The organism is Bacillus sp. BB081 (assembly GCF_008368895.1).
GTDB classification, from domain to species: domain Bacteria; phylum Bacillota; class Bacilli; order Bacillales; family Bacillaceae_G; genus Bacillus_A; species Bacillus_A wiedmannii.
This window is the reverse complement of the sequence record NZ_QOZX01000037.1, coordinates 70,071-96,487: the sequence shown is the minus strand read 5'-3', so window position 1 is coordinate 96,487 and position 26,417 is coordinate 70,071. Positions and strand designations below refer to the sequence as shown.

At 34.4% G+C, this 26,417-nt stretch carries 22 protein-coding genes, 3 pseudogenes and 1 riboswitch; of the genes and pseudogenes, 8 read left to right on the top strand and 17 right to left on the bottom strand.

Annotation, left to right across the window (positions count from 1 at the left end; all coding sequences use genetic code 11):
• Both DN394_RS17305 and DN394_RS17300 read right to left on the bottom strand, forming a co-directional pair.
• Nucleotides 1-6,574, bottom strand: a 6,574-nt coding sequence (locus DN394_RS17305) for a SpaA isopeptide-forming pilin-related protein (RefSeq protein WP_179953651.1), incomplete at its 3' end; no start/stop codon positions are given.
• Between the two features lie 59 nt (nt 6,575-6,633).
• Nucleotides 6,634-6,726, bottom strand: a riboswitch (cyclic di-GMP riboswitch).
• 172 nt (nt 6,727-6,898) lie between these two features.
• Entirely contained in the window at nt 6,899-7,435 is a 537-nt protein-coding gene (locus DN394_RS17300; RefSeq protein WP_098127915.1) for a TetR/AcrR family transcriptional regulator, read from the bottom strand.
• Between the two features lie 331 nt (nt 7,436-7,766).
• Between DN394_RS17300 and DN394_RS17295 the strand changes: the two are divergent.
• Nucleotides 7,767-8,150: pseudogene (locus tag DN394_RS17295) on the top strand (hypothetical protein).
• Nucleotides 8,151-8,215: 65 nt separating this feature from the next.
• Here DN394_RS17295 and DN394_RS17290 read toward each other — a convergent pair.
• From DN394_RS17290 to ecsA, 12 genes and pseudogenes are all read right to left on the bottom strand, one after another.
• A pseudogene (locus DN394_RS17290) lies at nt 8,216-8,442 on the bottom strand (CPCC family cysteine-rich protein).
• A gap of 34 nt (nt 8,443-8,476) precedes the next feature.
• Nucleotides 8,477-9,130 (bottom strand): DUF975 family protein, encoded by a 654-nt coding sequence (locus DN394_RS17285; RefSeq protein WP_149294033.1) that lies wholly within the window; start codon nt 9,128-9,130, stop codon nt 8,477-8,479.
• 200 nt (nt 9,131-9,330) lie between these two features.
• Nucleotides 9,331-10,767 (bottom strand): PH domain-containing protein, encoded by a 1,437-nt coding sequence (locus DN394_RS17280; RefSeq protein ID WP_098086380.1) that lies wholly within the window; start codon nt 10,765-10,767, stop codon nt 9,331-9,333.
• Nucleotides 10,760-11,236 (bottom strand): PH domain-containing protein, encoded by a 477-nt coding sequence (locus DN394_RS17275; protein ID WP_097918400.1) that lies wholly within the window; start codon nt 11,234-11,236, stop codon nt 10,760-10,762. Before DN394_RS17275 ends, DN394_RS17280 begins: the two co-directional genes overlap by 8 nt.
• 79 nt (nt 11,237-11,315) lie before the next feature.
• Nucleotides 11,316-11,483: a hypothetical protein gene (locus tag DN394_RS29015; protein WP_000783808.1), complete on the bottom strand. Its 168-nt coding sequence runs from the start codon at nt 11,481-11,483 to the stop codon at nt 11,316-11,318.
• 2 nt (nt 11,484-11,485) lie between these two features.
• Nucleotides 11,486-12,067, bottom strand: a complete 582-nt coding sequence (locus DN394_RS17270) for a TetR/AcrR family transcriptional regulator (protein ID WP_097918401.1) — start codon at nt 12,065-12,067, stop codon at nt 11,486-11,488.
• 170 nt (nt 12,068-12,237) lie between these two features.
• The gene (locus DN394_RS17265; RefSeq protein WP_149294032.1) at nt 12,238-12,999 is read right to left on the bottom strand and encodes a TIR domain-containing protein; all 762 of its coding nucleotides are present in this window, start codon (nt 12,997-12,999) and stop codon (nt 12,238-12,240) included.
• 72 nt (nt 13,000-13,071) lie between these two features.
• Nucleotides 13,072-13,650 (bottom strand): Thoeris anti-phage system ThsA activator ThsB, encoded by a 579-nt coding sequence (thsB, locus tag DN394_RS17260; RefSeq protein ID WP_149294031.1) that lies wholly within the window; start codon nt 13,648-13,650, stop codon nt 13,072-13,074.
• A 31-nt stretch (nt 13,651-13,681) separates the two neighbouring features.
• Nucleotides 13,682-15,100 (bottom strand): Thoeris anti-phage system NAD(+) hydrolase ThsA, encoded by a 1,419-nt coding sequence (gene thsA / locus DN394_RS17255; RefSeq protein WP_149294030.1) that lies wholly within the window; start codon nt 15,098-15,100, stop codon nt 13,682-13,684.
• A 179-nt stretch (nt 15,101-15,279) separates the two neighbouring features.
• Complete coding sequence (gene ecsC, locus DN394_RS17250) at nt 15,280-15,993, bottom strand: ecs operon protein EcsC (protein ID WP_149294029.1); 714 nt, start codon at nt 15,991-15,993, stop codon at nt 15,280-15,282.
• 13 nt (nt 15,994-16,006) lie between these two features.
• Nucleotides 16,007-17,218, bottom strand: a complete 1,212-nt coding sequence (gene ecsB / locus DN394_RS17245; protein ID WP_001089115.1) for an ABC transporter permease EcsB — start codon at nt 17,216-17,218, stop codon at nt 16,007-16,009.
• Nucleotides 17,211-17,954 carry an ABC transporter ATP-binding protein EcsA gene (gene ecsA, locus DN394_RS17240; protein ID WP_001292607.1) on the bottom strand — a complete coding sequence of 248 codons (744 nt, stop codon included), beginning with the start codon at nt 17,952-17,954 and terminating at the stop codon, nt 17,211-17,213. Before ecsA ends, ecsB begins: the two co-directional genes overlap by 8 nt.
• 559 nt (nt 17,955-18,513) lie before the next feature.
• Here ecsA and DN394_RS17235 point away from each other — a divergent pair.
• The 3 genes from DN394_RS17235 (at nt 18,514) to DN394_RS17225 (ending at nt 20,345) form a co-directional block, all read left to right on the top strand.
• A complete protein-coding gene (locus DN394_RS17235; protein WP_001016839.1) occupies nt 18,514-18,948 on the top strand; it encodes an HIT family protein in 435 nt (144 codons plus the stop codon).
• A gap of 178 nt (nt 18,949-19,126) precedes the next feature.
• A complete protein-coding gene (locus DN394_RS17230; RefSeq protein WP_000030297.1) occupies nt 19,127-19,489 on the top strand; it encodes a YtxH domain-containing protein in 363 nt (120 codons plus the stop codon).
• Nucleotides 19,490-19,787: 298 nt separating this feature from the next.
• Nucleotides 19,788-20,345: an HTH-type transcriptional regulator Hpr gene (locus tag DN394_RS17225; protein WP_000834920.1), complete on the top strand. Its 558-nt coding sequence runs from the start codon at nt 19,788-19,790 to the stop codon at nt 20,343-20,345.
• Nucleotides 20,346-20,350: 5 nt separating this feature from the next.
• Here the strand turns inward: DN394_RS17225 and DN394_RS17220 are convergent, their stop codons facing one another.
• The gene (locus DN394_RS17220; protein ID WP_000383646.1) at nt 20,351-20,686 is read right to left on the bottom strand and encodes a DUF1878 family protein; all 336 of its coding nucleotides are present in this window, start codon (nt 20,684-20,686) and stop codon (nt 20,351-20,353) included.
• 117 nt (nt 20,687-20,803) lie between these two features.
• On the opposite strand from DN394_RS17220, the gene DN394_RS17215 reads away from it, so the two are divergent.
• Nucleotides 20,804-20,998 (top strand): hypothetical protein, encoded by a 195-nt coding sequence (locus DN394_RS17215; RefSeq protein WP_000172691.1) that lies wholly within the window; start codon nt 20,804-20,806, stop codon nt 20,996-20,998.
• A gap of 30 nt (nt 20,999-21,028) precedes the next feature.
• Here the strand turns inward: DN394_RS17215 and DN394_RS29830 are convergent, their stop codons facing one another.
• Entirely contained in the window at nt 21,029-21,142 is a 114-nt protein-coding gene (locus DN394_RS29830) for a hypothetical protein (protein ID WP_002007073.1), read from the bottom strand.
• Between the two features lie 279 nt (nt 21,143-21,421).
• Here DN394_RS29830 and prsA point away from each other — a divergent pair, with 279 nt between their 5' ends.
• Both prsA and helD read left to right on the top strand, forming a co-directional pair.
• Nucleotides 21,422-22,288: a peptidylprolyl isomerase PrsA gene (gene prsA / locus DN394_RS17205; protein ID WP_046953980.1), complete on the top strand. Its 867-nt coding sequence runs from the start codon at nt 21,422-21,424 to the stop codon at nt 22,286-22,288.
• Between the two features lie 461 nt (nt 22,289-22,749).
• Nucleotides 22,750-25,080: an RNA polymerase recycling motor HelD gene (gene helD / locus DN394_RS17200; protein WP_149294028.1), complete on the top strand. Its 2,331-nt coding sequence runs from the start codon at nt 22,750-22,752 to the stop codon at nt 25,078-25,080.
• Between the two features lie 95 nt (nt 25,081-25,175).
• Here helD and DN394_RS17195 read toward each other — a convergent pair whose 3' ends face one another.
• The gene (locus DN394_RS17195) at nt 25,176-26,060 is read right to left on the bottom strand and encodes an Rpn family recombination-promoting nuclease/putative transposase (protein WP_179953650.1); all 885 of its coding nucleotides are present in this window, start codon (nt 26,058-26,060) and stop codon (nt 25,176-25,178) included.
• An 81-nt stretch (nt 26,061-26,141) separates the two neighbouring features.
• Here DN394_RS17195 and DN394_RS17190 point away from each other — a divergent pair.
• Nucleotides 26,142-26,354, top strand: a pseudogene (locus DN394_RS17190) (hypothetical protein); the annotation flags it as partial.
• Nucleotides 26,355-26,417 lie beyond the last annotated feature (63 nt).

Here is a 26,417-nt window from a genome sequence, read left to right as displayed (position 1 = left end):
CTTTTCCTTCTTTATCTGTTGTTACTTTCATTACTACTTTGCCTTGCTCATCTTGCACTTCAAAGACTACGCCTTCTAATGCTTTTTGACTGTCTTTATCTACTTTTGTAATTTCTACTGAACCTTTATCTAACTGTTCATTCTCTACTTTTAGTGATAAGACTTCTGTCATACCTTTTTTGATTTCAAATGATACTGGCTCTGTTAGTTTTTGGTAGCCTGGTAAATTTTCTACTTCTACTAATTTGTAACTCCCTACAGATAGGTCTGAAATGTTTGCTTTTCCTTCTTTATCTGTTGTTACTTTCGTTACTACTTTTCCTTTTTCATCTTGCACTTCAAAGACTACGCCTTCTAATGCTTTTTGACTGTCTTTATCCACTTTTGTAACTTCTACATTACCCTTGTCTAACATTTCATTTTCGACTGTTAAAGCAAGAGATTTTGTCATGCCTTTTTCAATTTGGAAAGTAATCGGATCTACTAATTGCTTATATCCTTTTGGTGCATTTACCTCTACCAACTTGTATGTGCCAACTGATAAATTAGTAACTTTTGCTTGTCCTTTTTTATCTGTCGTTATTTTAGCGACTACTTGTCCTGCTTCATTTTGAATATCAAATACTGCATCAGCTAAAGCATCTTTATTTTCTTTGTCTACTTTTGTAATTTCTACATTTCCTGTATCCACTAATTCATTTTCGACTGTTAATTGTAATGCTGTAACTCTACCTTTTTCAATTTCGAATAAAATTGGTTTTTCTAGTGGTTTGTATCCGGCTGGTGTTTCTACCTCCACCAACTCATACTTTCCAATAGATAAATCTGAAACGTTTGCCTTTCCATCTTTATCCGTTTTTACTTTTGTTACTACTTTCCCTTTTGAATCACGTACTTCAAATACAATACCTTCTAATGGTGCTTTACTATCTTTGTCTATTTTTGTGATTTCAACATTCCCCGTATCCACCATTTCGTTTTCTACAGTGAACGCTAGAGATTTTGTCATACCTTTTTTAATTTCAAATGGTACCGGCTTTTCTAATTTTTTGTATCCTGGTAAGCTCTCTACTTCTACCAGCTTGTACTTTCCTACAGATAAGTCGGAAACGTTTGCTTTTCCTTCCTTATCTGTTGTTACTTTTGTTACTACTTTGCCAGTTTCGTCTTGAACTTCGAAGACTACACCTGCTAACGATACCTTATTATCTTTATCTATCTTCGTTATCTCTACATTTCCCGTATCTACCATTTCATTTTCTATTTTTAATGATAGAACTTCTGTCATACCTTTTGTAATTTCAAATGACACTGGTTCTGTTAACTTCTTGTAACCTGGTAAGCTTTCTTTCTCTACTAATTTATACTTACCTACTGATAAATCTGAAATTGTTGCTTTTCCATCTTTATCTGTCGTTACTTTCGTTACTACTTTATCTTTTTCATCTTGCACTTCGAAGGTTACGCCTGCCAATACTGCGCCACTTTCTTTGTCCACTTTTGTAATTTCTACTGAACCTTTATCTAACAGTTCGTTCTCTACTTTCAATGATAAAACTTTCGTCATACCTTTTTTGATTTCGAACGATACTGGTTTCGCTAGTTTTTTATATCCTGGTAAGCTTTCTACCTCTACTAGCTTATATTTCCCTACTGATAAATCTGAAATTGTTGCTTTTCCATCTTTATCTGTTGTTACTTTTGTTACTACTTTATCTTTTTCGTCTTGCACTTCGAAGGCTACGCCCGCTAATACTGCGCCACTTTCTTTGTCCACTTTTGTAATTTCTACTGAACCTTTGTCTAACTGCTCATTCTCTACTTTTATTGATAAGACTTTCGTCATACCTTTTGTAATTTCGAATGATACTGGTTCTGTTAATTTTTTGTATCCTGGTAAGCTTTCTTTCTCTACTAATTTGTACTTTCCTACAGATAAGTCTGAGATTTTTGCTTTTCCTTCTTTATCTGTTTTTACTTCTGTTACTACTTTTCCTTGCTCATCTTGTACTTCGAAGACTACGCCTTCTAATACTTTTTGACTGTCTTTATCTACTTTTGTAATTTCCACTGAACCTTTATCTAACTGTTCATTCTCTACTTTCAATGCTAGGACTTCTGTCATACCTTTTTTAATTTCGAACGATACTGGTTCTGTTAGTTTTTTATAGCCTGGTAAGCTTTCTTTCTCTACTAATTTGTACTTGCCTACTGATAAGTCTGAGATTTTTACTTTTCCTTCTTTATCTGTCGTTACTTCTGTTACTACTTTTCCTTGCTCATCTTGTACTTCGAAGACTACGCCTTCTAATACTTTTTGACTGTCTTTATCTACTTTTGTAATTTCTACTGAACCTTTATCTAACTTTTCGTTCTCTACTTTCAATGCTAGGACTTCTGTCATACCTTTTTTAATTTCGAACGATACTGGTTTCGCTAGTTTTTTGTATCCTGGTAAGCTTTCTACCTCTACTAGCTTATATTTCCCTACTGATAAATCTGAAATTGTTGCTTTTCCATCTTTATCTGTTGTTACTTTTGTTACTACTTTATCTTTTTCATCTTGCACTTCGAAGGTTACGCCCGCTAATACTGCGCCACTTTCTTTGTCCACTTTTGTAATTTCTACTGAACCTTTATCTACTAGTTCGTTTTCTACTTTTAGTGATAAGACTTTCGTCATACCTTTTTTAATTTCGAACGATACTGGCTCTGTTAGTTTTTTGTATCCCGGTAAGCCTGCTTTTTCTACTAATTTGTACTTGCCTACAGATAAGTCTGAGACTTTTGCTTTTCCATCTTTATCTGTCGTTACTTCTGTTACTACTTTGCCTGCTTCATCTTGTACTTCAAAGACTACGCTCGCTAATGCTTTTTGGCCTTCTTTATCTACTTTTGTAATTTCTACATTACCCTTGTCTAACATTTCGTTTTCTACTGTTAAAGCAAGCGATTTTGTCATACCTTTTTCAATTTGGAAAGTAATAGGATCTACTAATTGCTTATATCCTTTTGGTGCATTTACCTCTACCAACTTGTATGTGCCAACTGATAAATTAGTAACCTGTGCGTGCCCTTCTTTATCTGTCGTTATTTTAGCGACTACTTGTCCTGCTTCGTCTTGAATCTCAAATACGACATCAGCTAAAGCATCTTTATTTTCTTTGTCTACTTTTGTAATTTCTACATTTCCTGTATCCACTAATTCATTTTCTACAGTTAATTGTAATGCTGTTACTCTACCTTTTTCAATTTCGAATGAAATTGGTTTTTCTAGCGGTTTGTATCCTGCTGGTGTTTCTACTTCTACCAACTCATACTTTCCAATAGATAAATCTGAAACATTTGCTTTTCCATCTTTATCTGTTGTTACTTTAGTAACTACTTTCCCTTTTGAATCACGTACTTCAAACACAACACCTTCTAATGGTGCTTTACTATCTTTGTCTATTTTCGTGATTTCAACATTCCCCGTATCCACCATTTCGTTTTCTACAGTAAATGTTAAAGACTTCGTCATACCTTTTTTAATTTCAAATGATACTGGTTTTTCTAACTTTTTATAACCAGGTAAACTTTCTACCTCTACTAATTCATACTTTCCTACAGGTAAATCTGAAACATTTGCTTTTCCATCTTTATCTGTCGTTACTTTTTTCACCTCATTGCCCTTTTCATCTTGGACAACAAACGTTACTCCCGCTAACGGTGCCTTATTATCTTTATCTATCTTTGTGATCTCTACATTTCCCGTATCTACCATTTCATTTTCTATTTTTAATGATAGTACCTCGATCATGCCTTTTTTGATTTCAAATGATACTGGCTCTGTTAGTTTCTTATAGCCTGGTAAACTTTCTTTCTCTACTAATTTGTACTTTCCTACAGGTAAATCTGCAACTTTTGCTTTTCCATTTTTATCTGTTGTTAATTCCTTTACTACTGTTCCAGCTTCATCTTGCACTTCGAAGACTACACCTTCTAATGCTTTTTGGCTGTCTTTATCTACTTTTATAATTTCTAATGAGCCTTTATCTAACTGCTCATTTTCTACTTTCAGTGATAAGACTTCTGTCATACCTTTTTTAATTTCGAATGATACTGGCTCTGTTAATTTTTTGTAACCTGGTAAGCTTTCCGTCTCTACTAATTTGTATTTTCCTACTGATAAGTCTGAGACATTCGCTTTTCCATCTTTATCTGTCGTTACTTTTTTTACCACTTTTCCTTTTTCATCTTGCACTTCGAAGACTACGCCTGCTAGTGCTTTTTGGCTGTCTTTATCTACTTTTGTAATTTCTAATGAGCCTTTGTCTAACTGCTCATTTTCTACTTTCAATGATAAAACTTCTGTCATACCTTTTTTAATTTCAAATGATACTGATTCTGTTAGTTTCTTGTAACCTGGTAAGCTTTTCGTCTCTACTAATTTGTACTTTCCTACTGATAGATCTGAAACGTTTGCTTTTCCATCTTTATCTGTTACTACTTTTCTTACCACTTTATCTTTCTCATCTTGGACTTCAAATTCGACACCCGCTAATACTGCGCCGCTTTCTTTATCCATTTTTGTAATTTCTACATTACCTTTGTCTACCATTGCATTTTCTACTGTTATTGGGAATATGCCGTCCCCTGTTACATTTACTTCGAACTCTTTTTCTTTTAATTGGTATCCTTCGGGCGCTTTCGTTTCTTTTAAAATATATTTTCCTGGTGCTAACGGTTTAGAAATTGCCTTACCGTCTTTATCTGTAATAATATGCTCAACTACTACACCGTCTTTTACTATATCAAACTCTGCATTTGCTAACGCTTTACCACCATTTTCCGAATCAATTTTCTTTAATTCAATTTGACCCTTTTGCATGGTATTTTTAATTTTAATTGTTTTTGTTTCTCCAGCTTGAAGCGTAACCTCTACCGGACTTGTTAATTTTTGATATCCCTCAGGTGCTACTTTTTCATAAACTTTATACGTCCCAGGAGTTAAAGTTTGAGGTGCTGAAAAACCTTTTTCGCCTGTTTTCAGTACTGCAACAACCTTATCCTCACTATCTCGAACTTCAAATTCGGCACCTGTTAACTCTTTAGTCGGATCCTCAGCATCTATTTTATGAATAGCTACTGTACCGTCTTTTGGAGGTTCAGGCGGCGTAACCGTTACTTCATTTGATGTTAATTTCTTATCATCAAAATGTAATTCTGCTTTATTAGGAATCTTCTTATCTACGTAAGAAGATAAGTCTGCATCAGCTTTAATTTTCGCCTTAATATTCAAGTTAATTATCTGGTCTTCATATGACTTATAGTCAAAACTCTCACCGAACGTAAATGTTACTTCACTTTTTTGTTTATCTATCTTTAGTGTTCCTTTAGAAGTAATATCTTGGCCATTTTGATCATACACTTTTGCCTCTAATACTTCTAATACATCTTCTAAATCATCACTAATTACCATAGATGTGTATTTAGGAGGATCGTTTGGTATATGTGTACCAACTTGATATTGAATAGGTTGATCCATTTGCGCTAACTGCTGATTCTCTACAAGCTTACCACTCTCATCAACTATATTCTTTTCAATACTAGGTGGATGATCGTCGCCTGAACCAGTTCCTCCCCCACCACTTACAAATACTTCTCCTACTTTTTCTTCAGTTTTAATATTTTTGCCTTCTAATTTCACTGTATTTTTATGAGGCTTTGCAGCAGGATTAGTAATCTTTGTTTTATATCTTAAAATATAACCTTTTGAACTGTCTGGAAATTCAATTGTAAATCCAGTTTTCGTTGCATTAATTTTAATTTTAGATAAATCTGCTGGCTTAATATTTGTTGGTGCATAGCCATCTTCAAATACAGCCTCTTCTAATACTAAGCTATCTGTAATTAATTCATGCCCAGATCCTAATGTGTCTGTTAATTTAAGATCTTGCATTTCTGTTCCAGTTGCATTTACATATACAAGCCAATCAGCAATGGATGGATCTTCTTGATTATAAGAACCCCATTTCAATAAATTATCTGTATTGGGCTGCGGCTGCGGTCTCTCTGTCGTATTACTTACACTTACTTCTTTATTTACGATTTGACCATCAACGTTAAATTCTAATGGAATTTCTTTGACACCATCATATGCTTCTAGCCCAAAGTAGAATTCTACGAATAAAGAACCTTTAACGTTATTCTTTCCTTCTACGTAATCACCCATAGTACATGTCAATAGACCTTTTTTCATCTCACATGTACCAACTGTTTTTCCTTCAGCATCTTTTAAAGGAAAACTCATATTCATAAGATCTTTTCTAAATTCTTTTGGCATATCAATTGTGAATTGATCTCCACTTTTTATTTTTTCTTTAGCTGACCACTTCACTTCTACTTTCATGCCATCTGAGGCTTGATATGGTTCAGACGTTGTACCATCAGTACGGGAAATATTAATCTCGTCCACTGGATTTTTTATCACAGCGGCTTGAATAACTGGAGCCCACACATTTAGCACTGAAAATAATACTAGAAAAACTAATGAAACCATCGAAATATGCCTCTTAGTACTTTTCATTTGCATAATTCCCTCCTATTTTTTATATTTATATAACAAAAAAAGACCGTCCGGTTGCATCAAAAATGTGCAACCAGACGATCTTAGTAACCAATATGTATTACCGTAGACTCTAAGCTTTGCGGCCTATCCTTTCGAATAGTGTGCTAAAAATATTTTTTATTCTTTTTTTGTTTCATTTTCCTCTTAAACCAAATATTACTATACCGTCTGGACGGTTATAATTCAATACTCTATGAAATTGTTCTATTTTTCTAATAAAAAAAAACAATTCACCAGTGCATTAAATAAGCAATGGTGAATTGTTTTACATTATATAGTTCGTATATTCTATTTATATGAATTAAAAATAAGAGCTTGAATCACTTTTTCTCTTAATTCGGGGCTTAGTCTTCCAACCCCTAAATATTCCGAATACCATAATCCATCTGCCGCTAATCTAATAATTGTGGCACAAACTGAATCTATCTCATCATTTTCTATTTTATTTTGCAGTTGCTGAAATGATTGTTTTAACGGTTCAAGTAATTCAGGCTTTAGCATTAATGCTGCCATCATACTACTACCCAGCTCTTCTACTCTTCCCTCATTACTTAATCTTTCCTCTACAAAAGAACGTACCCACCTTCCTTTCTTCTCTAAGTCTTCCGCAACTTTATTGTGAATAGCGTCTTGATACTCCTCCGTCCCTTTGAGTATCATGCCCTCTATTAAAGCTTCTTTAGTTGAAAAGTGATACAACAATCCACCTTTACTTATCCCCGCCTCTTTAGCTACCGCTTCTAAAGTTAACTTAGCAACCCCTTTACATTGCACAATTTGAGAAGCGGCTTCTAAAATCTTTTGCCGCGTTATACTTGTACTCATTCCTTTTTAAAACCCCATTTCTACTAAATTTATATAAATACGTACCTTATTTTCAATATCGCTGAGTAATAATAAATATTTTCTTTATACAACAAAAGCTTCCTCGCCTTTGAATTGTTCGTTGCTTCTTCTATTAAAAATTTCCATATCATTCAATATAATAACATTAAATACACAAAGTTGACTATACATCTATACTTTTATATTCATTGAAAATATATCCATAAACACGCAATGTACAAAAATTAATTATCCCTATATATCTATTCTATAATTTAAAGATGTTTATATTTTCATAAAAATAAAGTGAAATTTTATAAGGATGATTCCATTGAAAAAATTTTCTCTTAGTTATTTAATATGCTTACTGGTTTTTTCTATCATTGTGAACGTTTTACAGTATACACTAGTTCCAAATTATACTGACTCCTGGGGACCGATTTAAGTATCTATTATTATGTTTTCAATTCTTGGAAGCATCCCTGTTCTTATCGGTTGTTTATTTGGTGAATTTTGTTATAGAAAAATAAAAAGGAGTCACGAATTAAAGATCGGAATTCCTTTTTTTATATTGTTAGGTATTTCTTACAATCATTTATTCTTTATGTGGTTTAACGACAGAGATTTTTTATCCTTTTATTTAGAAGCTTTTCTAGATACTGGCCTTCCTATTACTGTATCATCTTTACTGTTTTATCTTGTAAGACGGCGTTAATTCTTTCATCATTGCATAAAAAAATGTTATTACTCCTGATAAATTGAGTAATAACATTTTACTTACTAAATTTGCTTCCAACTAGCATCCTTCACATCTTCACTAGTCGGTTTTCTAACTGATTTCACAAAGCATTCCTCACAAGCACCAAATGCAATGAAATTTCTCTGTGCTTGCCTTAACGAAACTTCATTTGCCCGCCTTCAAAGTCAGGATCATTAAACTGAACCTCATCATCTTCCCAATAACATATATTACAAATTTCATATGTATCTGGTGGTTCTTCTTCTATCTGTGCCCTATATTCTTTAGGGGATAGGTGGTTATTAGAAAGTAGTGTCTTCTTTTTTATAATATCCTTTTGAAATCTCTTCATAAAATGCAGCTGATGTCGTGTAGAAATAAGGTACTAACCATAAGAAACCGATTCCTAAAGTAAGAATACTTAAAATGAACCAACCTAAGAAACTTAAGCATAGTAAAAAGTAATCCATTTTATGTCTATTCATCATACGACGGCTTTCAGTAATCGCTTGATTCGCTGTATATTCTGGATGATCATTCAAAATAAAATATGTCATAGAATAAGAAAATGATTTAATAATACCTGGAATAATAAGAAGTAATGTCCATAGAACCAAGTACACATTCATTAGTAAATATGTTAAAAACGATTTCATAAACTTACTTCCATCGTTAAACCATCTAAATATATGACCAATACGAGCATTAGTCCCGCGAATTACATTTAAAACAAAATAAGAAGCACCTACTGTTAACGGGCCGATAATAAACATTGCAATAATAGTTACTGTAAGTGACTCATTTGCTTCTTCCCACCCCCAAAATATCGAGAAAATACCTGTAGTTAGAATTTCAACAGCTCCAATAAGGATTCCGACTAATAAGGTTGCCCCTACCGCTAATCCCCATTTTCCTTTTAATGCATCAAGTGATTCTCTTTTTAACTGACTTATCATATATAGCCTCCTAATACTTTTTCTATATTAGTATACCATTTATATCAAAAATTCCACAGATTTCCCTGAAATAGAAACGTGCTACCTTTTTTGGTATGTATTGATATATGTGCGCTGTAGCTTTACTAATATATGAATGAAGTCACTCATTTTCCTATAATAAAAAAGCCTGCCTTTCATAATAGGCAAGCTTTTTCAAGTTAATTCTCACTCATTCTCTTCTTATACCAATCCTGCATTCTCTCCGCATCTGCTACTCTCGTATGCTCTAGTTTATAATTGGATGATGCGTTAGAGAACTTATACGTACATAAATCCGCTCGGCGCTGGAAATATGATTGTGTTTTTTCCATTGATTGGACATGTCTTCTTCTAACAAGTCCTGTATATTTTCCGACGCTGCGATATACAAGCGTAATTTGCTCTCCGTTTACACTGTAACCATTTGTTTTAAATGTTGCGTATCCAAGTGTAAAGATGAGGATTGCGAGCGGAATCAATGCCCACATGATGAAGTGCTTTTCAAAGTATATACTTATTCCAATAAGTGGGATTGCTAGCATTGCGAAGAATATAAAACTATCAATTAAGTAACGACGTAATGCTACTTTTGGTAATGAAATAATGTTTGTATTCAGTTCGTATGGTAATTGTAAATGTGCAAGTAACTGTTGTACGCGATCTTTTCGAATGATAGGATGCAGTGTAACTTTTTCTTTTTCGTCACCCATTCCCTTACTTTGAATGACTTCTACTTGCACAGCACAATAACCGAATGGCTGACGCAAAATACTTTCTTTTATCGTAATACCTTGAATACGATGTAACTTTAGTACGAGTTCTTTTTTCTCAAGTAATCCTTGCGAAATGCGGACCTCATCATTTCTTCGATTTACTGTGAAGTTACCATGTTTTAACGCGTAACCAATTGTCGATATAATCCATGAAAGGACGATCAAAATGGCTACCATGAAAATCCAGCCATATACATCATGTTCCATTACATACGACTTTACGCCATTCTCTATCCATTTCGGAATGTACTCATCTACTTGGTGATACACGAAAAAGATTAATGAGAATAACAATCCAAACTGACCAGATGTAACAGAGGCTAGTAAAATCTCTTTCCAAGTCAATTTATACTCTGTCGATTGTTTTTCCTCTGTAACGATTTCTTTTTCTACTACTTCTGATGTTTCTTCTGCTTTCACTTCTAGATTTGGCTCATTTAGCATTGCAATAAGCTCTGTTGCTTCTTCTACTGTAATTCCAGCTAAGCTTACTTCTGCATCATCGCCCCCGCCAGCTGTTTCGATTTGAATTTTCTTTAAGCCAAGCATTTGATATAACACGTTAGAACTTGTATTAATCGTTTGAACACGTTCTTTATTTAAATAGCTCTCCTTCTTCACAAAGAGCCCTTGTTTCACATGTAATACGTTATTTTCAACCCAATATGTTGTGTAATACCATTTTTCAAACGCTGAAAAGACGGTGAGTAAACCGAATGCAGCGGGAATTAAATACCAAAAAGGGAATTTTCCGTTTAAGCTAAACATGAAAATAATGAGTGGTATAAAGTCTGTTATTTTTAATTCTAATAACATCGTGATTGGATGCTGCCTCTTATACATCCTCATCACTCACTTTCGCTAATTCTGCGATTTTCGTTTTCAACATTTCTGCTTCATACATCGTTAAGCCTGGGATGCTGTGTGAAGTTGCAGCTGTTGAAATGTGTAATTGTGCTAATCCATATTTTCTCATAATCGGTCCTTGTTCAATCGTCACGTGCTGTACACGAATCATCGGTACTAATACGCGCTTTACGACGAAAAGACCGTGCTGAATTTCAAGTTCTTCTTCATTTAGTTGGTAGCTGTAATAACGTTGACGTAGTTTCGGGAATAAGAAGTACGAAAATGGTGCGAACACAACTGTTAGCCCAATCATCACATACAAAATCCACGCCCACCAATCAAACTTTATCATGAGGAAAAGGTAAGCTAAAATGACAAGAATACCAATCCCTTCTTCTATTACAGCCCGAACTTTCCACACCTTGACCATGTCAGGGTGAATTTCATTTTTCAATGGATCCATGTAACCACTCCAAATCTAGTAATCTAATATACGAATACTCTCAATCTATATTTTACATAACTTTACATAAAATTGAAATTTAATCTTCTTTCTTCTCAGGAATAAAATATCCGAACCAAAGTAGCCAAATGAAGCCAATTAACTTCATCCAACTTCCATCCGCTTGAAAAGCTTCAATCATACCTGGTATTTTATAAATCCCAATAAATCCAAGAAAACCGAGCCACCAGTTTTTTTGCATTTTCATTTTTATTCCTCCTTCATTACGTTTTTCACATTTTGAATCCAAATTTCTTTATACTTTAACTGGAATCCCATCAGCATGTAATTACTCATATTATCGATTACGAGCGCTAACGTATGAGCATTTTCTTCCGTTGCATGTTGTGACACAACGTCAAGTTCTACACCTTTCTTCAATAAATCGTGGAAACCATTTAAAAACTCTTCTTGTATTTCAAATAAGCGTTTCTGATACTTTTCATTCCGCGCCGCAGTTACGATAAATTCATTTATAACGCGCAGTATTCCTTCTTGTCCTTCATACTCAGAGAGCATATGTAAACCATCGGCAATTAATTTTTCTGTAAAGTTTTCTTTCGTATATTGTTCTTTATTGAAATAACTCACGAAATGATACCCAGAAAAAATTTCTTCAAATAAAAAATCAACTAACGCTTCTTTAGAAGAAAAATGATAATAAATAGCCGGTTTTGAAATACCTACCTCTTTCGCGATCATGGAAAGGCTCATTTTCTCAATGCCGTGCTCTGCCATGAGTTTAAATGATGCCTCTACAATGTTTTGCGATGTTTGTAAATTCTTTGTCATACTGTACCTCACTTGTTTTTACTTACCGGTCGGTAAGTAAATTATAAGATAGATATTACCTATTTACCACTAAAACGTTATCAACTCACTAAATATACAATTCATACTAAAAAGGAGTGTCACATAGTTAGTACTTCAACTTATGAGACAACTCCTATTTCTCTAGAACTTTACTTAATTAACCCTTTATACTTATATAAGATATCCAATGGATGCTCTCCCCTAGCATTTCCAAATGCTCCAATCCATCCAGCTAATTCACTTTGATGTAATTCTCTTAAATGATCTAAACACACATTATACTTAACATTCAATGATTGTTGTTCATTAAATACAGTTGATTTTTTAATGATACTCTGTCTATATTCGGATAAATTTTTATGTCTTAGTAATCTTGTCATAACTGTTTCATAAAAAATCCAAGGAGACTCTGTTTTATGGACTATATCTTTAGTACTAAGAGCATTAGGAGTATTAAGAAAAATTACACATTCAGCTTCATCCATCATCATTGTAAGAGCTGTTGATAGCATCATATGTACATGACTAGTTGAATAATTCCTTTTATTATAGTCATACATTTTTTTATCCTCACTCAAACAGTACTTTTCATCGATTTGCTTAAGGAGTTCTAGAGAATATCCCCATACACAAGAATCTATAAATACACTTAAACCAAATTTTTCATGTAACCAACCGGCTAATCCCTTTGCTATATTGGCATCTTTATGAGAATGTGAGATAAAAATATCTGACTTAATTTGAGGAAACCACATTGATTGCAAACTTTCCCCATCTATATTCCCCTCTTCATCAATATGATTCTCTAATTCTCTTATAAAATTTTGTTTAGCATCATTAAATACTTTATCACCAATTTGTTGATAGTCTTGAAATTGATTTTCAGTTATTAAATTAAAACCAGCAAACAATAACTACACACCCTTTTTATCTTCTTTATAATTAAAGCAATATTAATATTAGAGAAACCATTTATCTTAATATTAACCTACCCAATTTGCAAAATTTTTATATCCATCATTCTCTATCCAATCATAAACTGGATAAATAGAAGATAATCTAAAAATTTGTCCTCTTTGAGATTCAGGTGCTATCTTACTTATCTTGTAAGGAGCTAAATCTTTATACTCTACCCATTTACCATTTATAGTCTCATAGAACTGTATTTTATTTCCTTCATCACTGTATTTATATCCCAAATAATAAAAAGGATTAGGAGCTTTGCTTTTTACAGTGCCATTTTTATCTTTAAACCCATTTATATGGATACCTAAAATTTTATTTCCTTTTTCTATACTTCTAATAATTTCATACCTTACCCATCTTCTATTAAAAGTTTGGGATCCAATTAAGACACAAGTAACAGATGTATTATCAAGTCCACCATTTATTAATCTCTTAATAGCCAGATCACTTGTTTTCTTAGCATCCTCCCAAAGTGACGCATCGAAAAATCCCGCATCGCTTTGGTTAAGTTTCGTTACCCAATGGTTTCTTACCACATTAACCCTAAAATCAATTACATCTTGATAATGAAAACTAAAAAAAACTCTCTTTGCCATTACTTTAATCCCCCTTTAGCCTAATATACAATCAATTAGATATTATTTTTACAAAGTCAAGTATCTTCACTATCAACTCGTCTATAGTTAATTTTTCATCATTTAATTCCTTAAACATCTCTTTAAGTTTATTATCCGCATTTGGGTAATATCTATCAAAATTCTTATTTACTTCATCCCATAACTCTTTTGCAACATACCCAGTAGCTCCAACAGGAACAAGGTGATTATTTTGTTGTCGGGAAATATTAAATTCAGATTGAACTCCACCTGCTCTAACTAATTTACCAGCTTCCTCTTTGTTACCATAAATAAAAATGCTTATACCTGTTCTTGCAATCATATCTTTTCTATATTTCTCCCATTGTACCTTCCCTTTTTCACCTTGTGGAAACGGTCTTAAGATAAGTCGCTCATCATCTATCGTTCCTTGATTCATATATAGTTCTTCAAGGGCTCCACTTATAACACAGCTACCTACACCCCAACCAAAACCAGAAACTATATTGAAGTCATTTTTAATTAATTCCTTACTTAATTTATGAATAAAATATTCTCCTTGATTTTTATCCAAATTGTTATATTCTACAGCACTACCTGATAAAAATACATTTTTTCGTTTTATATTCTTTTCAATACAATACAATATTTCAGTAATTTCATCATAGCTATCTAAGAGTACTGCCTTTATATTAAAACGTGATAAATCATTAATAAATAATACTTGTTTTCTTGCTCTATATTCGAAATCTGCATCCAATTCATCTTGTTTTCTTTCTACTTTTTTTATTAAACAATAATGCCTCCTTTGATCTTGTTTATACGTCCCCCTAACGCGACTTAATATGTAATCTAAATTAGGATCTGTAAAACTAAAGCCAATAAATAAAAATGTTTTTGAAACTAAATCCCCACTTAATGCGGTGATATATGGTTCCATTTTTCTAAAATAAGATTCATAATCATCTTTTATTAATATTGCATCTGAAGGATGTTCGACATCCCCATGCATTTTATATACAACCGCATCCCTTTTCACCTTTGTAGTAGATAGATGATTCACTGTATACTTAACATCAGCAACTTTATTCTCTCTCTCCAATGCATTTTCAATTAATCTATCATAATTAGTGGTCCAATAAGTTTTAATTGGTAATCTAGATAGTATTTTATGATTTTCTGTTACTTCTACTTTTTTAGAGAATCCATTTAAGATAATCTGATTAATACTATTTCTGTTCCCTTGGTTTTCATTACAATAATATTGAGAGAGCCCCACTAAGTCTGTTTCTTTACTGATATCCAGGCCGATTTCTTTAGCCATCGGTTCTAATAAACTTGACCAATCAACAAAACCCGCAGGTATGGATAATCCTGCCCCGGCAAAAATTGCAGCATTATCTTCCATCACTTCTTTTGTAAAATGCTCAATAAATACTTCTTTATTCATCAATATCCCCCTTAATTTACACTTATTATTCTTAAATTAAATTATATCAATACAATCTTAACCGAGCAAATTATTACTTATATAGAAAATTATTGTTTTTTTCTATCGTAATTAAAACCAAACGATATACATATTTTAAACACATACACCCTTTATTAAGACCAAAAAACCAGAAGCTATTAAGCTTCTGGTTTTTGCAGCAATCGCATACGATAACAATTCATCGTCACTTCTCCGAGCCTTTGCAGTAATTGATAGTTCGCATATGCGCCGACCGGGGCACCGATTATTGGTACGAGCTGAAGCATTTTTGCTAAATCGATATAGTCTCGGTACTCTGTTTGGAACTTTTCCCAGTCCATATGATTTTCTTCTTCTGTATCCCACGTTTCGATTGCTTTCCATATTTCTTTTCGGTGATCGTCACTTGAAAAAGCAAGTTGGAAAACGTGAAGGATAAAAAGGCGCTCTTCTTTATCGCTCGTATCAAATCCGTACAACGTTGCGGCATCGAATAAAAATTTAATTTTAATGCCGAGTAAAAGCGGAAAATCAGCAAGGCCAAGGAGAATACCGCCAGCTCCCGTCCCTGCTCCTTCTGCCGCTGCTATTTTTTTGTACTCATCCATTTTTTTACGTACTTCGTCGTCTCTTCTTTGCAATGACCAGTTCGTCTCTTTTAATTTCGGCTTTATAAAGTTTGATCCAGCACTAATCGTTTGCACCATCATCCGAATCGTTTCCGTTAATACTTTTTGCACTTTCGCCGGAATAAGCTGTTGCACTTTCGTCTGCACTTTCTTAGAGAACCGTGTCATCATAGAAGAATCTTTCATGAATGTAGCTTTCCACTGCTCCAATTCTTTTATAACCTTCTCTTCGTATGTAATCATAGGTTCATTCCCTTCAATTTAAACGCTCAATACGTTTCGCCCCGTATTGATAAACGAAACCGATACTAAATACTATGCTTACGACTAGTAAAATTCCCGTCATCATGAAATCTTTCGTCGCAAGGGCGAATATAACTGTAAATACAACGCTGCCGGTAATAAGGATCGCATTTAATAAGACAAGAAAATCTTTCTTCTTCTCTTCTCCCCCTACCGGATACAAATCAAGCCAAATCTTCATGCGGTGATGTTTCCATAAAGTTAATAGCTGATAACCGATTAAGTATAGGAAAATAAGGCTTACGATAAATCGTCCATATAAAAACGGAATGAAGTAAAGAATAACTCCTCCAAGAGCGAGCAAACGCACATATAAACCGAAATAGTTACCAGATCGTAAAAACGTTCTCGTATATAAGTATAAATATGTACGCTTCTCACCAATCATCGAAAGAATGAAATCAAGCCATTTTCTACGTGCTACTCTTTCTTTTAATGCTGGTACATCAACGAACATGTTCGCGATGCGGTACAGCAGCATCATCTTCTTACCTTCTTCAGAAATTAAGTACTCCCAGTTTAGCGGCTTTCCCTTCACCATTTGATGCAGTACTACAAGGTATAACACCATGAGAAGGACGATTCCGCCAACAAAAATAACGGAAGTACGCTCTACAAGGAAGTACACAAATAAACCGTTTAAAATAAAACGAATGAACCAATCAGCTCTTTGTATATTTTGATCTGTTAAAAATGATTTTTCCCACGCCACGAATAAGTTCCACGCTTTTACAATGACAAACGCGAGTACAATCCATATGTAAGCCGCTCCTGTTTGCTTCATTTGCTGGAAGTATAACGGGGCAAGCGCTGCCGCTACGATTGCGATTATGTATAACTGAATCATAAACGTAAAGAGAAATGCCTTTGTAAAGTACGGTTTTAACTTTTCTTCAACTGGCAGCAAGTAAACGAGATCTGCTTCTTTTAATAACGTTTGAATAGATCCGGCCGTTAATACGAGTCCGAGCAACACTGCCATAACGAGCGCTGTCGGAAATGAAGGTGTTAACGTTTGTAACCATTGCTGATAATAATACGCTCCTGCGCCGATGATAAATACGAAAATAAATTTCAAATGATCATTAAATACGTATTTACTATATGTACGAACTTCTTTTAGAAAGTGACGAAATCGTTCTTTCCATAATGCTGTGCTATTCATAATCTTCTTCCTTCGTTAATGCAATATAAATATCATCTAACGTTGCACCTGGCATATTAAACTGTGATTGCAGTTCAGATAATGTTCCCTTCGCTCTTACTTCGCCTTGATGCAAAATAATAAACGAATCACAATAACGCTCTGCCGTCGCTAAAATATGTGTACTCATTAAAATACCTGCACCGCTCTTTTTCATTTGATCCATCATTTGAAGGAGTGATTGAATCGCTAACGGATCAAGCCCAACGAAAGGTTCGTCCACAATGTAAAGAGATGGTTCTACTAAAAAGGCACTCATAATCATTACTTTTTGTTTCATCCCTTTTGAGAAATGAGATGGAAACCATTTTAAACGATTTTTCATGCGAAATTCTTGTAATAGTTGTCCTACACGTTCTTCATATTGTTGTTCATCGACACCGTACGCCATCGCTGTTAATTTCAAATGTTCTTCTAGCGTTAGCTCGTCATATAATACTGGTGTTTCTGGGATGAACGAAAAACTAGAACGGTACGCTGTCATATCATCACGAATTGTTTTCCCGTTAATTGTGACAGTTCCTTTTTTCGGTTCCATTAAACCGATAATATGTTTAATTGTCGTACTCTTCCCGGCTCCATTTAAACCGATTAAGCCGACAAGTTCGCCTTTATTCACAGAGAACGAAACATCTTTTAGTACAGGTCGTTTCGTATATCCTCCTGTAACATTTTCTACACGCAATAACTCGCTCATACGACACCACTTTCTTCATTAGTATTCATTCTATATTCATCTTACCAAAAATAGCGCTGTACTACATAGTATCGATGCCCTCAAAAAAAATTTAAATTTGTTAGCATATATTTTTACGAAAGCGGACATCATAATTAGTGAAGAAGGAACACATTGAAAAAGCAACCACCAATTGATGAGTACAACAACATAGTGAAGTCATCATGAAATGGGGTGTCCATGTTGGACAAAGAAATTTACACATAACCAGATCATTTGTTTCATTTTCGAAACGGGGTGTCTCCGAAAGAGCATATACTGTTTTAAAAAATAAACAATTTCCTTTTATAAAGATTGCAATTCATTTCACTTGAAAATGGGGTGTCTACGGCAGAAACTTTAGCCGATTTACCGTGCATTTCTTAAATAAATGAGGTGTCTGCGAAACGTAAATTACGATAATGCTTTTTCAATCCCTCTTCAGAAAACAGGAAGCTGAGTCAGCTTCCTGTTTTTCGTGTTTGTTCTCTTATGTAATTATGGTAAAATACGGCTAAGGATATTTGAAAGGATGAGATCGATGAATCATACAGCAGATAATTGTATTTTTTGCAAAATCATTGACGGGCAAATCCCTTGCTCAAAAGTATACGAAGATGAACATGTGCTTGCATTTTTAGATATTAGTCAAGTAACAAAAGGACATACTCTTGTTATTCCGAAAGTTCACAAACAAGACATATTTGCGTTAACGCCAGAAATCGCATCACACATTTTTTCTGTCGTTCCGAAAATCGCAAATGCGATTAAAGCAGAGTTTAATCCAGTTGGCTTTAACCTACTTAACAATAACGGTGAAAAAGCTGGACAAACTGTGTTCCACTTCCACCTTCATTTAATTCCACGCTACGGTGAAAACGATGGTTTCGGTGCTGTTTGGAAATCACATCAAAATGAATACACAATGGAAAATTTACAAAACATCGCAAGTACAATTGCAAATAGTGTGGAATAGTGACACTATAATAAGAAGTAATACATAACAAGCCACTTTTCTAAAGTCATTACATATTGCACGGCTTGTTTCTCCACTCAAGATGCCGGGGACTGTGTACTTTTCTTCCCCTTATCTTAAAGATATGCATATTTTTTCACATCATGAATACGAACAAAAAATAAGGAGGTTTCCTTTTATGTCAAAAGCTAAATCCTTTATTACAGGTGTCATTTGCGGCGGAGCAGTTGCTGGATTAGCCGTTCTTTTCTCTACTCCTTCTTCTGGTAAAGCTATGCGCGGTAAGCTGAAAGAAAAAGGAACTGATATTAAAAAGACTTTAGCTGATATTACAGCTGATACAAAATTATTAAAACGTCAAATCGTTGAAACTGCTTCAGAAGGTAAAGAAGTGTTTCAAGAATTAAAAGAGGATATGCAAGACACGCTTTCTAACTGGAAGCAAGATATTTCTCAAAACAAACGACATATTGAGCAAGAAATTTTGGACATTCAAAAATCAATTGAGAAACTACAAGAAGCTGTTCCGGAAAAAGCGTAAACAAATTCCTGCTTAGTTTTTTGCATATAACAAATATTTTTTATATAAATTGACCTTAACACGGCATATCACACAGATATGCCGTGTTTTTATGCATTTACAATATATGTTATCACTTAACATGTAAGGACAACACATGTATTCACGACTCATAAAACGCTTCCATAGTTATGCATGATTTGTATAGAATGTCATTTTTCCGAAAAATTTTCACAATTCTCACAAAAAGACTTTATTAATTTTTACTTTACTGGCATAATAGATAGTAATGAAAAAGAATGTTAAAGTGGGTGAGTAAATGAAAAGTGGAGAAAAAGATTACTCGGTAAAAGAAGCGATGATTTTCAGCCAACGCATTGCTCAATTATCGAAAGCGTTATGGAAATGTGTAGAGAAAGATTGGCAACAGTGGATTAAGCCTTACGATTTAAACATTAATGAGCATCATATTTTATCAATCGCTTATCATTTAAAAGGGGCTTCTATTTCTGAGATTGCTAAGTTTGGAGTTATGCACGTATCAACGGCGTTTAACTTCTCGAAAAAGCTGGAAGAACGCGGCTATCTTGTATTCTCAAAAAAAGAAGATGATAAACGAAATACGTACATTGAGATTACAGACAAAGGGGAAGAATTACTACTTCGCTTAATGGAGGAGTATGATCCTGAAAATAACTCTGTATTTAATGGGGCTCTTGCACTTCGTAATTTCTATGGTAAGTTCCCAGAAAATATCGAACTTATCGCTATCTTGCGCAACATTTACGGACAAGACTTCATCGATATTTTTGAGAAATCATTAGAGAATATTGAGGAGAATTTTACGGAATCCGATCAGAAGTTAGTTAAGAAGTAATCTATTTATTTTTTCGCAATCATGCTTAAGAATTCATTCATAAGCGGCTTAAATAAACCTTGTTTTGCTAGCGCTTCCGCAGTTTCGTGTACTTCGAGCTGATGTGGAAGCGCTTTTTCAAATTGATCTAACAGCGCATCGAACAAAAGAAGACCTTCTGCTTTCTCCACTACATATTGCTCGTTCAGTATTTCACAAAGATGTAGTATACGTTCAATATCTTTTTTGCGGGCTTTTTTCTTTATGATCAAAGAATAAAATGGACACTTTTCTTCATCAATCATTTTAAATAGTAGGTCTACGTAGTATTCAGCTTGTTCTAATCTTCTAACAACGTCCATTTTCTCCCTCTCTTTCTAACACAAAGTCTTCTATTTCTGAATTTTATAACACGAACAAAATATCGTATGATACAATATATAAAGTATATGTATTTTACCAAAAGGAGGTCTCGCCTCATGACACTTATAACAGTTGTTTTTGTCGCATTCGCACTTCTTGTTATATTTTACACGAATTTCATGACACATACACTGTGTGAACGAAAACAAATAGCTGCGAGCCGCCAACCCAGTGTCTTTCGGGTTATTAATGTATGTATAACAATTTTATTAATTTCTAGTTATATAGAAATTATATTTCATGGAAAGTGAGGAAGGAAGCCCCTTCCTCACTTTTTTCCTCTATAAGCAAATTATACCTACTATAACCAATAAAATAAACAGTACAAGTAATAAAATAAGTTGAGAATTCATCCCCATCCCCTCCTCTTTTCTATATATGCGGCATGCGCCCAATAGGCTACACCTTCAAAATCTGACACGCACTGGTTAATTTTTCTTTATCAATATGAAATTGAGTCGAAATATGATATATTAAATTTTGTACATATTGCTTATACTATGAAATAAATGACACGCATCTTAACTTTATCCTCAGCCTCGGTAAGCCCTGTTAAGCGCGCTTTACCAACGTAAAAAGCAAAAGTATCAGTGAGACTTAATCGGGCTCTTATGAACTAAAATTCATTGGTGTAGGATAAATTAAAAATACATAATAGTAGGAGTGTTTATTGAATGAAGAAAGCTATGCTTGCCTTAGCCGCAACAAGTGTAATCGCATTATCAGCATGTGGAACAGGATCATCATCAGACAAAATCGTTACATCTAAAGCTGGTGACATTACAAAAGACGAGTTCTACAATCAAATGAAGACACAAGCTGGTAAACAAGTACTAAACAACATGGTTATGGAAAAAGTACTTATTAAAAACTACAAAGTTGAAGACAAAGAAGTAGACAAAAAGTTCGATGAAATGAAAAAACAATACGGTGATCAATTCGATACACTATTAAAACAACAAGGTATTAAAGAAGAAACGTTAAAAACTGGTGTGCGTGCTCAATTAGCGCAAGAAAAAGCTATCGAGAAAACAATCACTGATAAAGAATTAAAAGATAACTACAAGCCTGAAATTAAAGCAAGCCACATTCTTGTAAAAGATGAAGCGACTGCGAAAAAGGTTAAAGAAGAACTTGGACAAGGTAAATCTTTCGAAGAGTTAGCAAAACAATACTCTGAAGATACTGGTTCAAAAGAAAAAGGTGGCGACTTAGGATTCTTCGGCGCTGGTAAAATGGTTAAAGAATTCGAAGATGCTGCTTATAAACTGAAAAAAGATGAAGTAAGCGAGCCTGTGAAATCACAATTCGGTTACCACATCATTAAAGTAACAGACATTAAAGAACCAGAAAAATCTTTCGAACAATCAAAAGCTGACATCAAAAAAGAAATCGTTCAGAAGAAAGCACAAGACGGCGAATTCATGAACGATCTTATGATGAAAGAAATCAAAAAAGCTGACGTAAAAGTTGACGATAAAGATTTAAAAGATCTTTTCAAAGAGCAAAAAGCTGACGCTAAGAAAGACGAAAAGAAATAATGAAAAGCTCGGGATTAGCCCGAGCTTTTTTTGTTTGCCCTCTTCTCTCGATACATTGCGTCTAGATTCGGTACATGAAATTATGTAGTTGGTTTTCGTGAATCTAAATTATATCGGCGATTTTTCAATTATATCGACCGTAACTCTAATTATATCGGCGATTTTCGAAATATATCGACCGTAACTCCAATTATATCAACGATTTTCGAAATATATCGACTTATCGACAAAAACTGACAATGATCGCGATCCCCTCTTCAAGAAAAACAAAAAACCTCGATTCCGCCACACGGAACCAAGGTTTATCTTATTATCATTGATTAAATTAAAAAACTATGGTAAATTAGTACAGAAACACGTTTCCAAAAAATATACAGAACGTATTTATCCGTATCTTAATTTTACACCAAAACACATCTTCAGTCAACCTCTATTTTTCACTTTTAAAGGAGTGCTTACGTATGAACAAAAAACTTGATTTAGAGCAAAAACGATTGGATACCGTAATTGAAACGATTACGGAGCAAATTGATAAACTGGAAAACGAAACTGGCAGACGCCGGGCGGAAGTAATCCATATTCGTAAACACTTTTGGGATGACGTGAAAGTTAATACTGATACTTTTGATGATTATCTTGAAACAGTTATCAACTTAAGACAACAAGCTCAGTCACTAGCTGTCACACAAATTACCCATAAGCACACCTTTAATCGACTTGCCGCATTAAGACGCATGCATAAAGCACCTTACTTTGGGCGAATTGATTTCAAAGAAGAAGGAGAATCTGCTGCGGAGAAAATTTATATCGGCGTGGCTACACTTACTGATGCAAGCGGAGAAAACTTTCTTATATATGACTGGCGCGCACCTATTTCGAGTGTGTACTACGATTATCCACCAGGACCAGCTGAATACAGTACACCAGGCGGCGTAATCCACGGTAATGTGGAGAAAAAATTACAATACATTATTCAAAATGGCGAGATTGATTCTATGTTCGATACGAGCCTTACAATTGGCGATGAAATCTTGCAACAAGCGCTCGGAAAAGGTACGAACAAACATATGCAAAGCATCGTTGCTACAATTCAGCGCGAGCAAAATGAAATTATCCGTCACGATGAAGGCCGACTCCTTATCGTGCAAGGAGCTGCTGGTAGTGGTAAAACGTCAGCTGCCCTGCAACGAATCGCCTACTTACTATATAAATATCGCGAATGGTTAAAAGCTGATCAAATTATTCTCTTCTCCCCTAACTCTATGTTTAACAGCTACGTATCTAACGTACTACCTGAACTTGGTGAAGAAAATATGCAGCAAGTTACATTCCAAGAATATTTAAACCATAGACTCAGTAAGGCATTTGACGTTGAAGATCCTTATGAGCAATTAGAATATATGTTAACTGAAACGAATAGCCCTACCTATAAAACGAGAAATGCGAGCATTCGATTTAAAGCATCTACTCAATTTTTCGAGATGATTCGAGCATATAGACAATCTCTTGAATCTTCAGGCATGCTATTTAGAGGAATGAAATTTAGAGGAAAGTTAATTGCTTCTGCTAAAGAAATTACAGAGCAGTTTTACAACACTGACTCCTCCCTCCGCTTCCATAATCGAATTGAAAAGTTAACAGATTGGCTAAATAAACAAATAGATGCAATTGAAAAAACAGAACTGAAAAAGCCTTGGGTAGAAGAGGAAATTGAATTACTTAGTAAAGATGAATACCAAAAGGCTTATAAATATTTACAGAAAAAAGGCGAGTTTGAAGACAACTCCTTTAATGATTATGAGAAAGAAACGAAAGTACTTGGACGTATGATTGTCCGTAAAAAATTGAAGCCGCTTCGTAAAGGCGTTCAAACATTGCGCTTCATCAATTTCACAGGCATATATAAACAACTCTTCACAGATGCATCATGGGTTACTGGGGAAAAACCGAAAGAGTGGGATGACATTTGCTCATTAACAGTAAACATGCTCGATGAAGGAAAGTTATATTACGAGGATGCGACTCCATTTTTACTTTTAAAAGAATTAATTGAAGGCTTCCAAACGAATAGATCGATTAAACACGTACTCGTAGACGAAGCACAAGATTATTCACCGTTTCAATTCGAGTTTTTAAAACGTCTCTTCCCTGCTGCAAGAATGACTGTACTCGGGGACTTTAACCAAGCGATATTTGCCCATGCGAGTGAAGCAGTGAATTTCAATACACTTACTAGCTTATACGGACCAGATGAAACGAACGGTATCAACTTAACTCGTAGCTATCGCTCAACAAAACCGATTATTGAATTTACACGTGCTCTCGTACCGGAAGGAGAGAACATTCACGCCTTTGAACGTGACGGTGAGAAACCTACAGTGACGAAAGTATCGAATGAGAGCGAACTGCACGAACATATTACTGCCAAAGTTGCTGAACTACAAAAACAACAGCACAATACGATCGCAATTATATGTAAATCTGCAGCTGAAAGCGCCTCTGCCTACGAAGCACTTAGTCATATCGAGAATATTAAACTTGTGAAAAGTAACTCAGCCGAGTATGAGCAAGGCATTGTCGTGATCCCTGCTTACTTAGCAAAAGGTATCGAATTTGATGCGGTTATTATTTACGATGCTTCTAAAGATGTATACAGTGATGAGAGCGTTCGTAGATTGTTCTACACTGCTTGCACACGCGCGATGCATGAGTTGCAGCTATATAGCGTTGGCGAGGTTAGTCCTTTTGTACTTGGGGCTAATTCGGAAAGTTTTGAAGTTATTACACCTTGATAATTTGAAATGAACCTAAAGAATGGCACATGAAAAAACACCTCCTGAATCCGTATACTAAGTATGCAAATTCAGTGGAGGTGTTTTTCTATCATTTATACTTGTAAAATGCTTTCTATTTCTTCTAAATGTAAATTTGTAAACTTTGCAATATCTTCGATTGGCATTCCATTTTTATGCATTCCACGAATTAATTGAATCTTACCTTCTTCAATCCCCTCTTTCTTTCCTTCATTACGAGCATGAGCAAACTTTGCGGCTTCATCCATCAAAGCTTTCTCTCTTGCTTCATATGCTTGTCGAAAAGAAGAATCTTGACTCATACGCTCCCATTTATTCATCGCTTTTTGTAAAATCGGGTCTTGGTTCATCGCAATGTCCTCCAATGTTTGGGTTAGTTGTTCATCCTCGTTTGCCGGAAGTAATAATAACCAACGAACAAACAAATCTTCCCAGGGATTTACTTGTTCATTCCGCCACTGTTGCATAAGTTTCGTAATCTCTACGATATGAACTTCGATATCACTACTCAATATTTTATGTTGTTGTCGATTCCATAAGACTCCTGTTGTATAGAATGCCTCGTATTCAGGAAACATAACGAAATTTAACAAATTGATTGTAATTGTTTTATGAAGAGAGCTGTATGACATTCCTTTTTGAAGCTGAGATGTGTATAACCTTCCCCAATAATATAAACTGCGTTTAATCATATCATGATTACTATTGAGTTGTATTTCTACGTTGACTTTTGTTCCTGTGTCTAATGTAGCTGAAATATCTAAAATAGATAACTTATCTTCTTCATGTTCCCTGTGTAAATGTGGATCTACTAATTGTAATGAAACAATGGGTGATTCTAAAGAATCCTGTAACATCGCATTTAAAAAAGCACTTAAAATATCTTCATTTCCACTTGTGCCAAATAGTTGTTTAAACGCAAAATCAATACGTAAATTTACTAATTGTTGGCTGGACATGAGTTTTTCTCTCCCCATCTCATAAGAGGCTTTTCTTTTATTGTACATAAAATAGTGATACGCATGCAAACGAGCACTTACTTAAAAGACTTAAAACGCCCTGTATTTGCAGGTTATAACATCACTTCTCATGATGCAGACATACTTACACTGAATGTACTTCTATCTTCACCTTTATTAGATCCTAACACTTCAGAAAAAGGCGCAGAAGAATACACCTATTTACAACAACTAACTGAATCAATCTCTCGTTCTGAATTATGTATTTCTATTAAAGAGAGTGCACTTATTTAAACACGAAAAGAGGGTTATTTATCATAACCCTCTTCTACTATCTATTTACGTTTTTGAAATAAA

Bases quoted from the DNA above. Each gene is read 5' to 3' on its own strand.
- thsB (WP_149294031.1), bottom strand. From the start codon at position 13,650: ATGGCAAAGAGAGTTTTTTTTAGTTTTCATTATCAAGATGTAATTGAT.
- thsA (WP_149294030.1), bottom strand. From the start codon at position 15,100: ATGAATAAAGAAGTATTTATTGAGCATTTTACAAAAGAAGTGATGGAA.
- DN394_RS29015 (WP_000783808.1), bottom strand. From the start codon at position 11,483: ATGAAAATGCAAAAAAACTGGTGGCTCGGTTTTCTTGGATTTATTGGG.
- DN394_RS17230 (WP_000030297.1), top strand. From the start codon at position 19,127: ATGTCAAAAGCTAAATCCTTTATTACAGGTGTCATTTGCGGCGGAGCA.
- prsA (WP_046953980.1), top strand. From the start codon at position 21,422: ATGAAGAAAGCTATGCTTGCCTTAGCCGCAACAAGTGTAATCGCATTA.
- DN394_RS17235 (WP_001016839.1), top strand. From the start codon at position 18,514: ATGAATCATACAGCAGATAATTGTATTTTTTGCAAAATCATTGACGGG.
- ecsA (WP_001292607.1), bottom strand. From the start codon at position 17,954: ATGAGCGAGTTATTGCGTGTAGAAAATGTTACAGGAGGATATACGAAA.
- DN394_RS17300 (WP_098127915.1), bottom strand. From the start codon at position 7,435: ATGAGTACAAGTATAACGCGGCAAAAGATTTTAGAAGCCGCTTCTCAA.
- DN394_RS17270 (WP_097918401.1), bottom strand. From the start codon at position 12,067: ATGACAAAGAATTTACAAACATCGCAAAACATTGTAGAGGCATCATTT.
- DN394_RS17280 (WP_098086380.1), bottom strand. From the start codon at position 10,767: ATGTATAAGAGGCAGCATCCAATCACGATGTTATTAGAATTAAAAATA.
- DN394_RS17225 (WP_000834920.1), top strand. From the start codon at position 19,788: ATGAAAAGTGGAGAAAAAGATTACTCGGTAAAAGAAGCGATGATTTTC.
- DN394_RS17220 (WP_000383646.1), bottom strand. From the start codon at position 20,686: ATGGACGTTGTTAGAAGATTAGAACAAGCTGAATACTACGTAGACCTA.
- helD (WP_149294028.1), top strand. From the start codon at position 22,750: ATGAACAAAAAACTTGATTTAGAGCAAAAACGATTGGATACCGTAATT.
- DN394_RS17275 (WP_097918400.1), bottom strand. From the start codon at position 11,236: ATGGATCCATTGAAAAATGAAATTCACCCTGACATGGTCAAGGTGTGG.
- DN394_RS17215 (WP_000172691.1), top strand. From the start codon at position 20,804: ATGACACTTATAACAGTTGTTTTTGTCGCATTCGCACTTCTTGTTATA.
- ecsB (WP_001089115.1), bottom strand. From the start codon at position 17,218: ATGAATAGCACAGCATTATGGAAAGAACGATTTCGTCACTTTCTAAAA.
- DN394_RS17285 (WP_149294033.1), bottom strand. From the start codon at position 9,130: ATGATAAGTCAGTTAAAAAGAGAATCACTTGATGCATTAAAAGGAAAA.
- DN394_RS17195 (WP_179953650.1), bottom strand. From the start codon at position 26,060: ATGTCCAGCCAACAATTAGTAAATTTACGTATTGATTTTGCGTTTAAA.
- ecsC (WP_149294029.1), bottom strand. From the start codon at position 15,993: ATGATTACATACGAAGAGAAGGTTATAAAAGAATTGGAGCAGTGGAAA.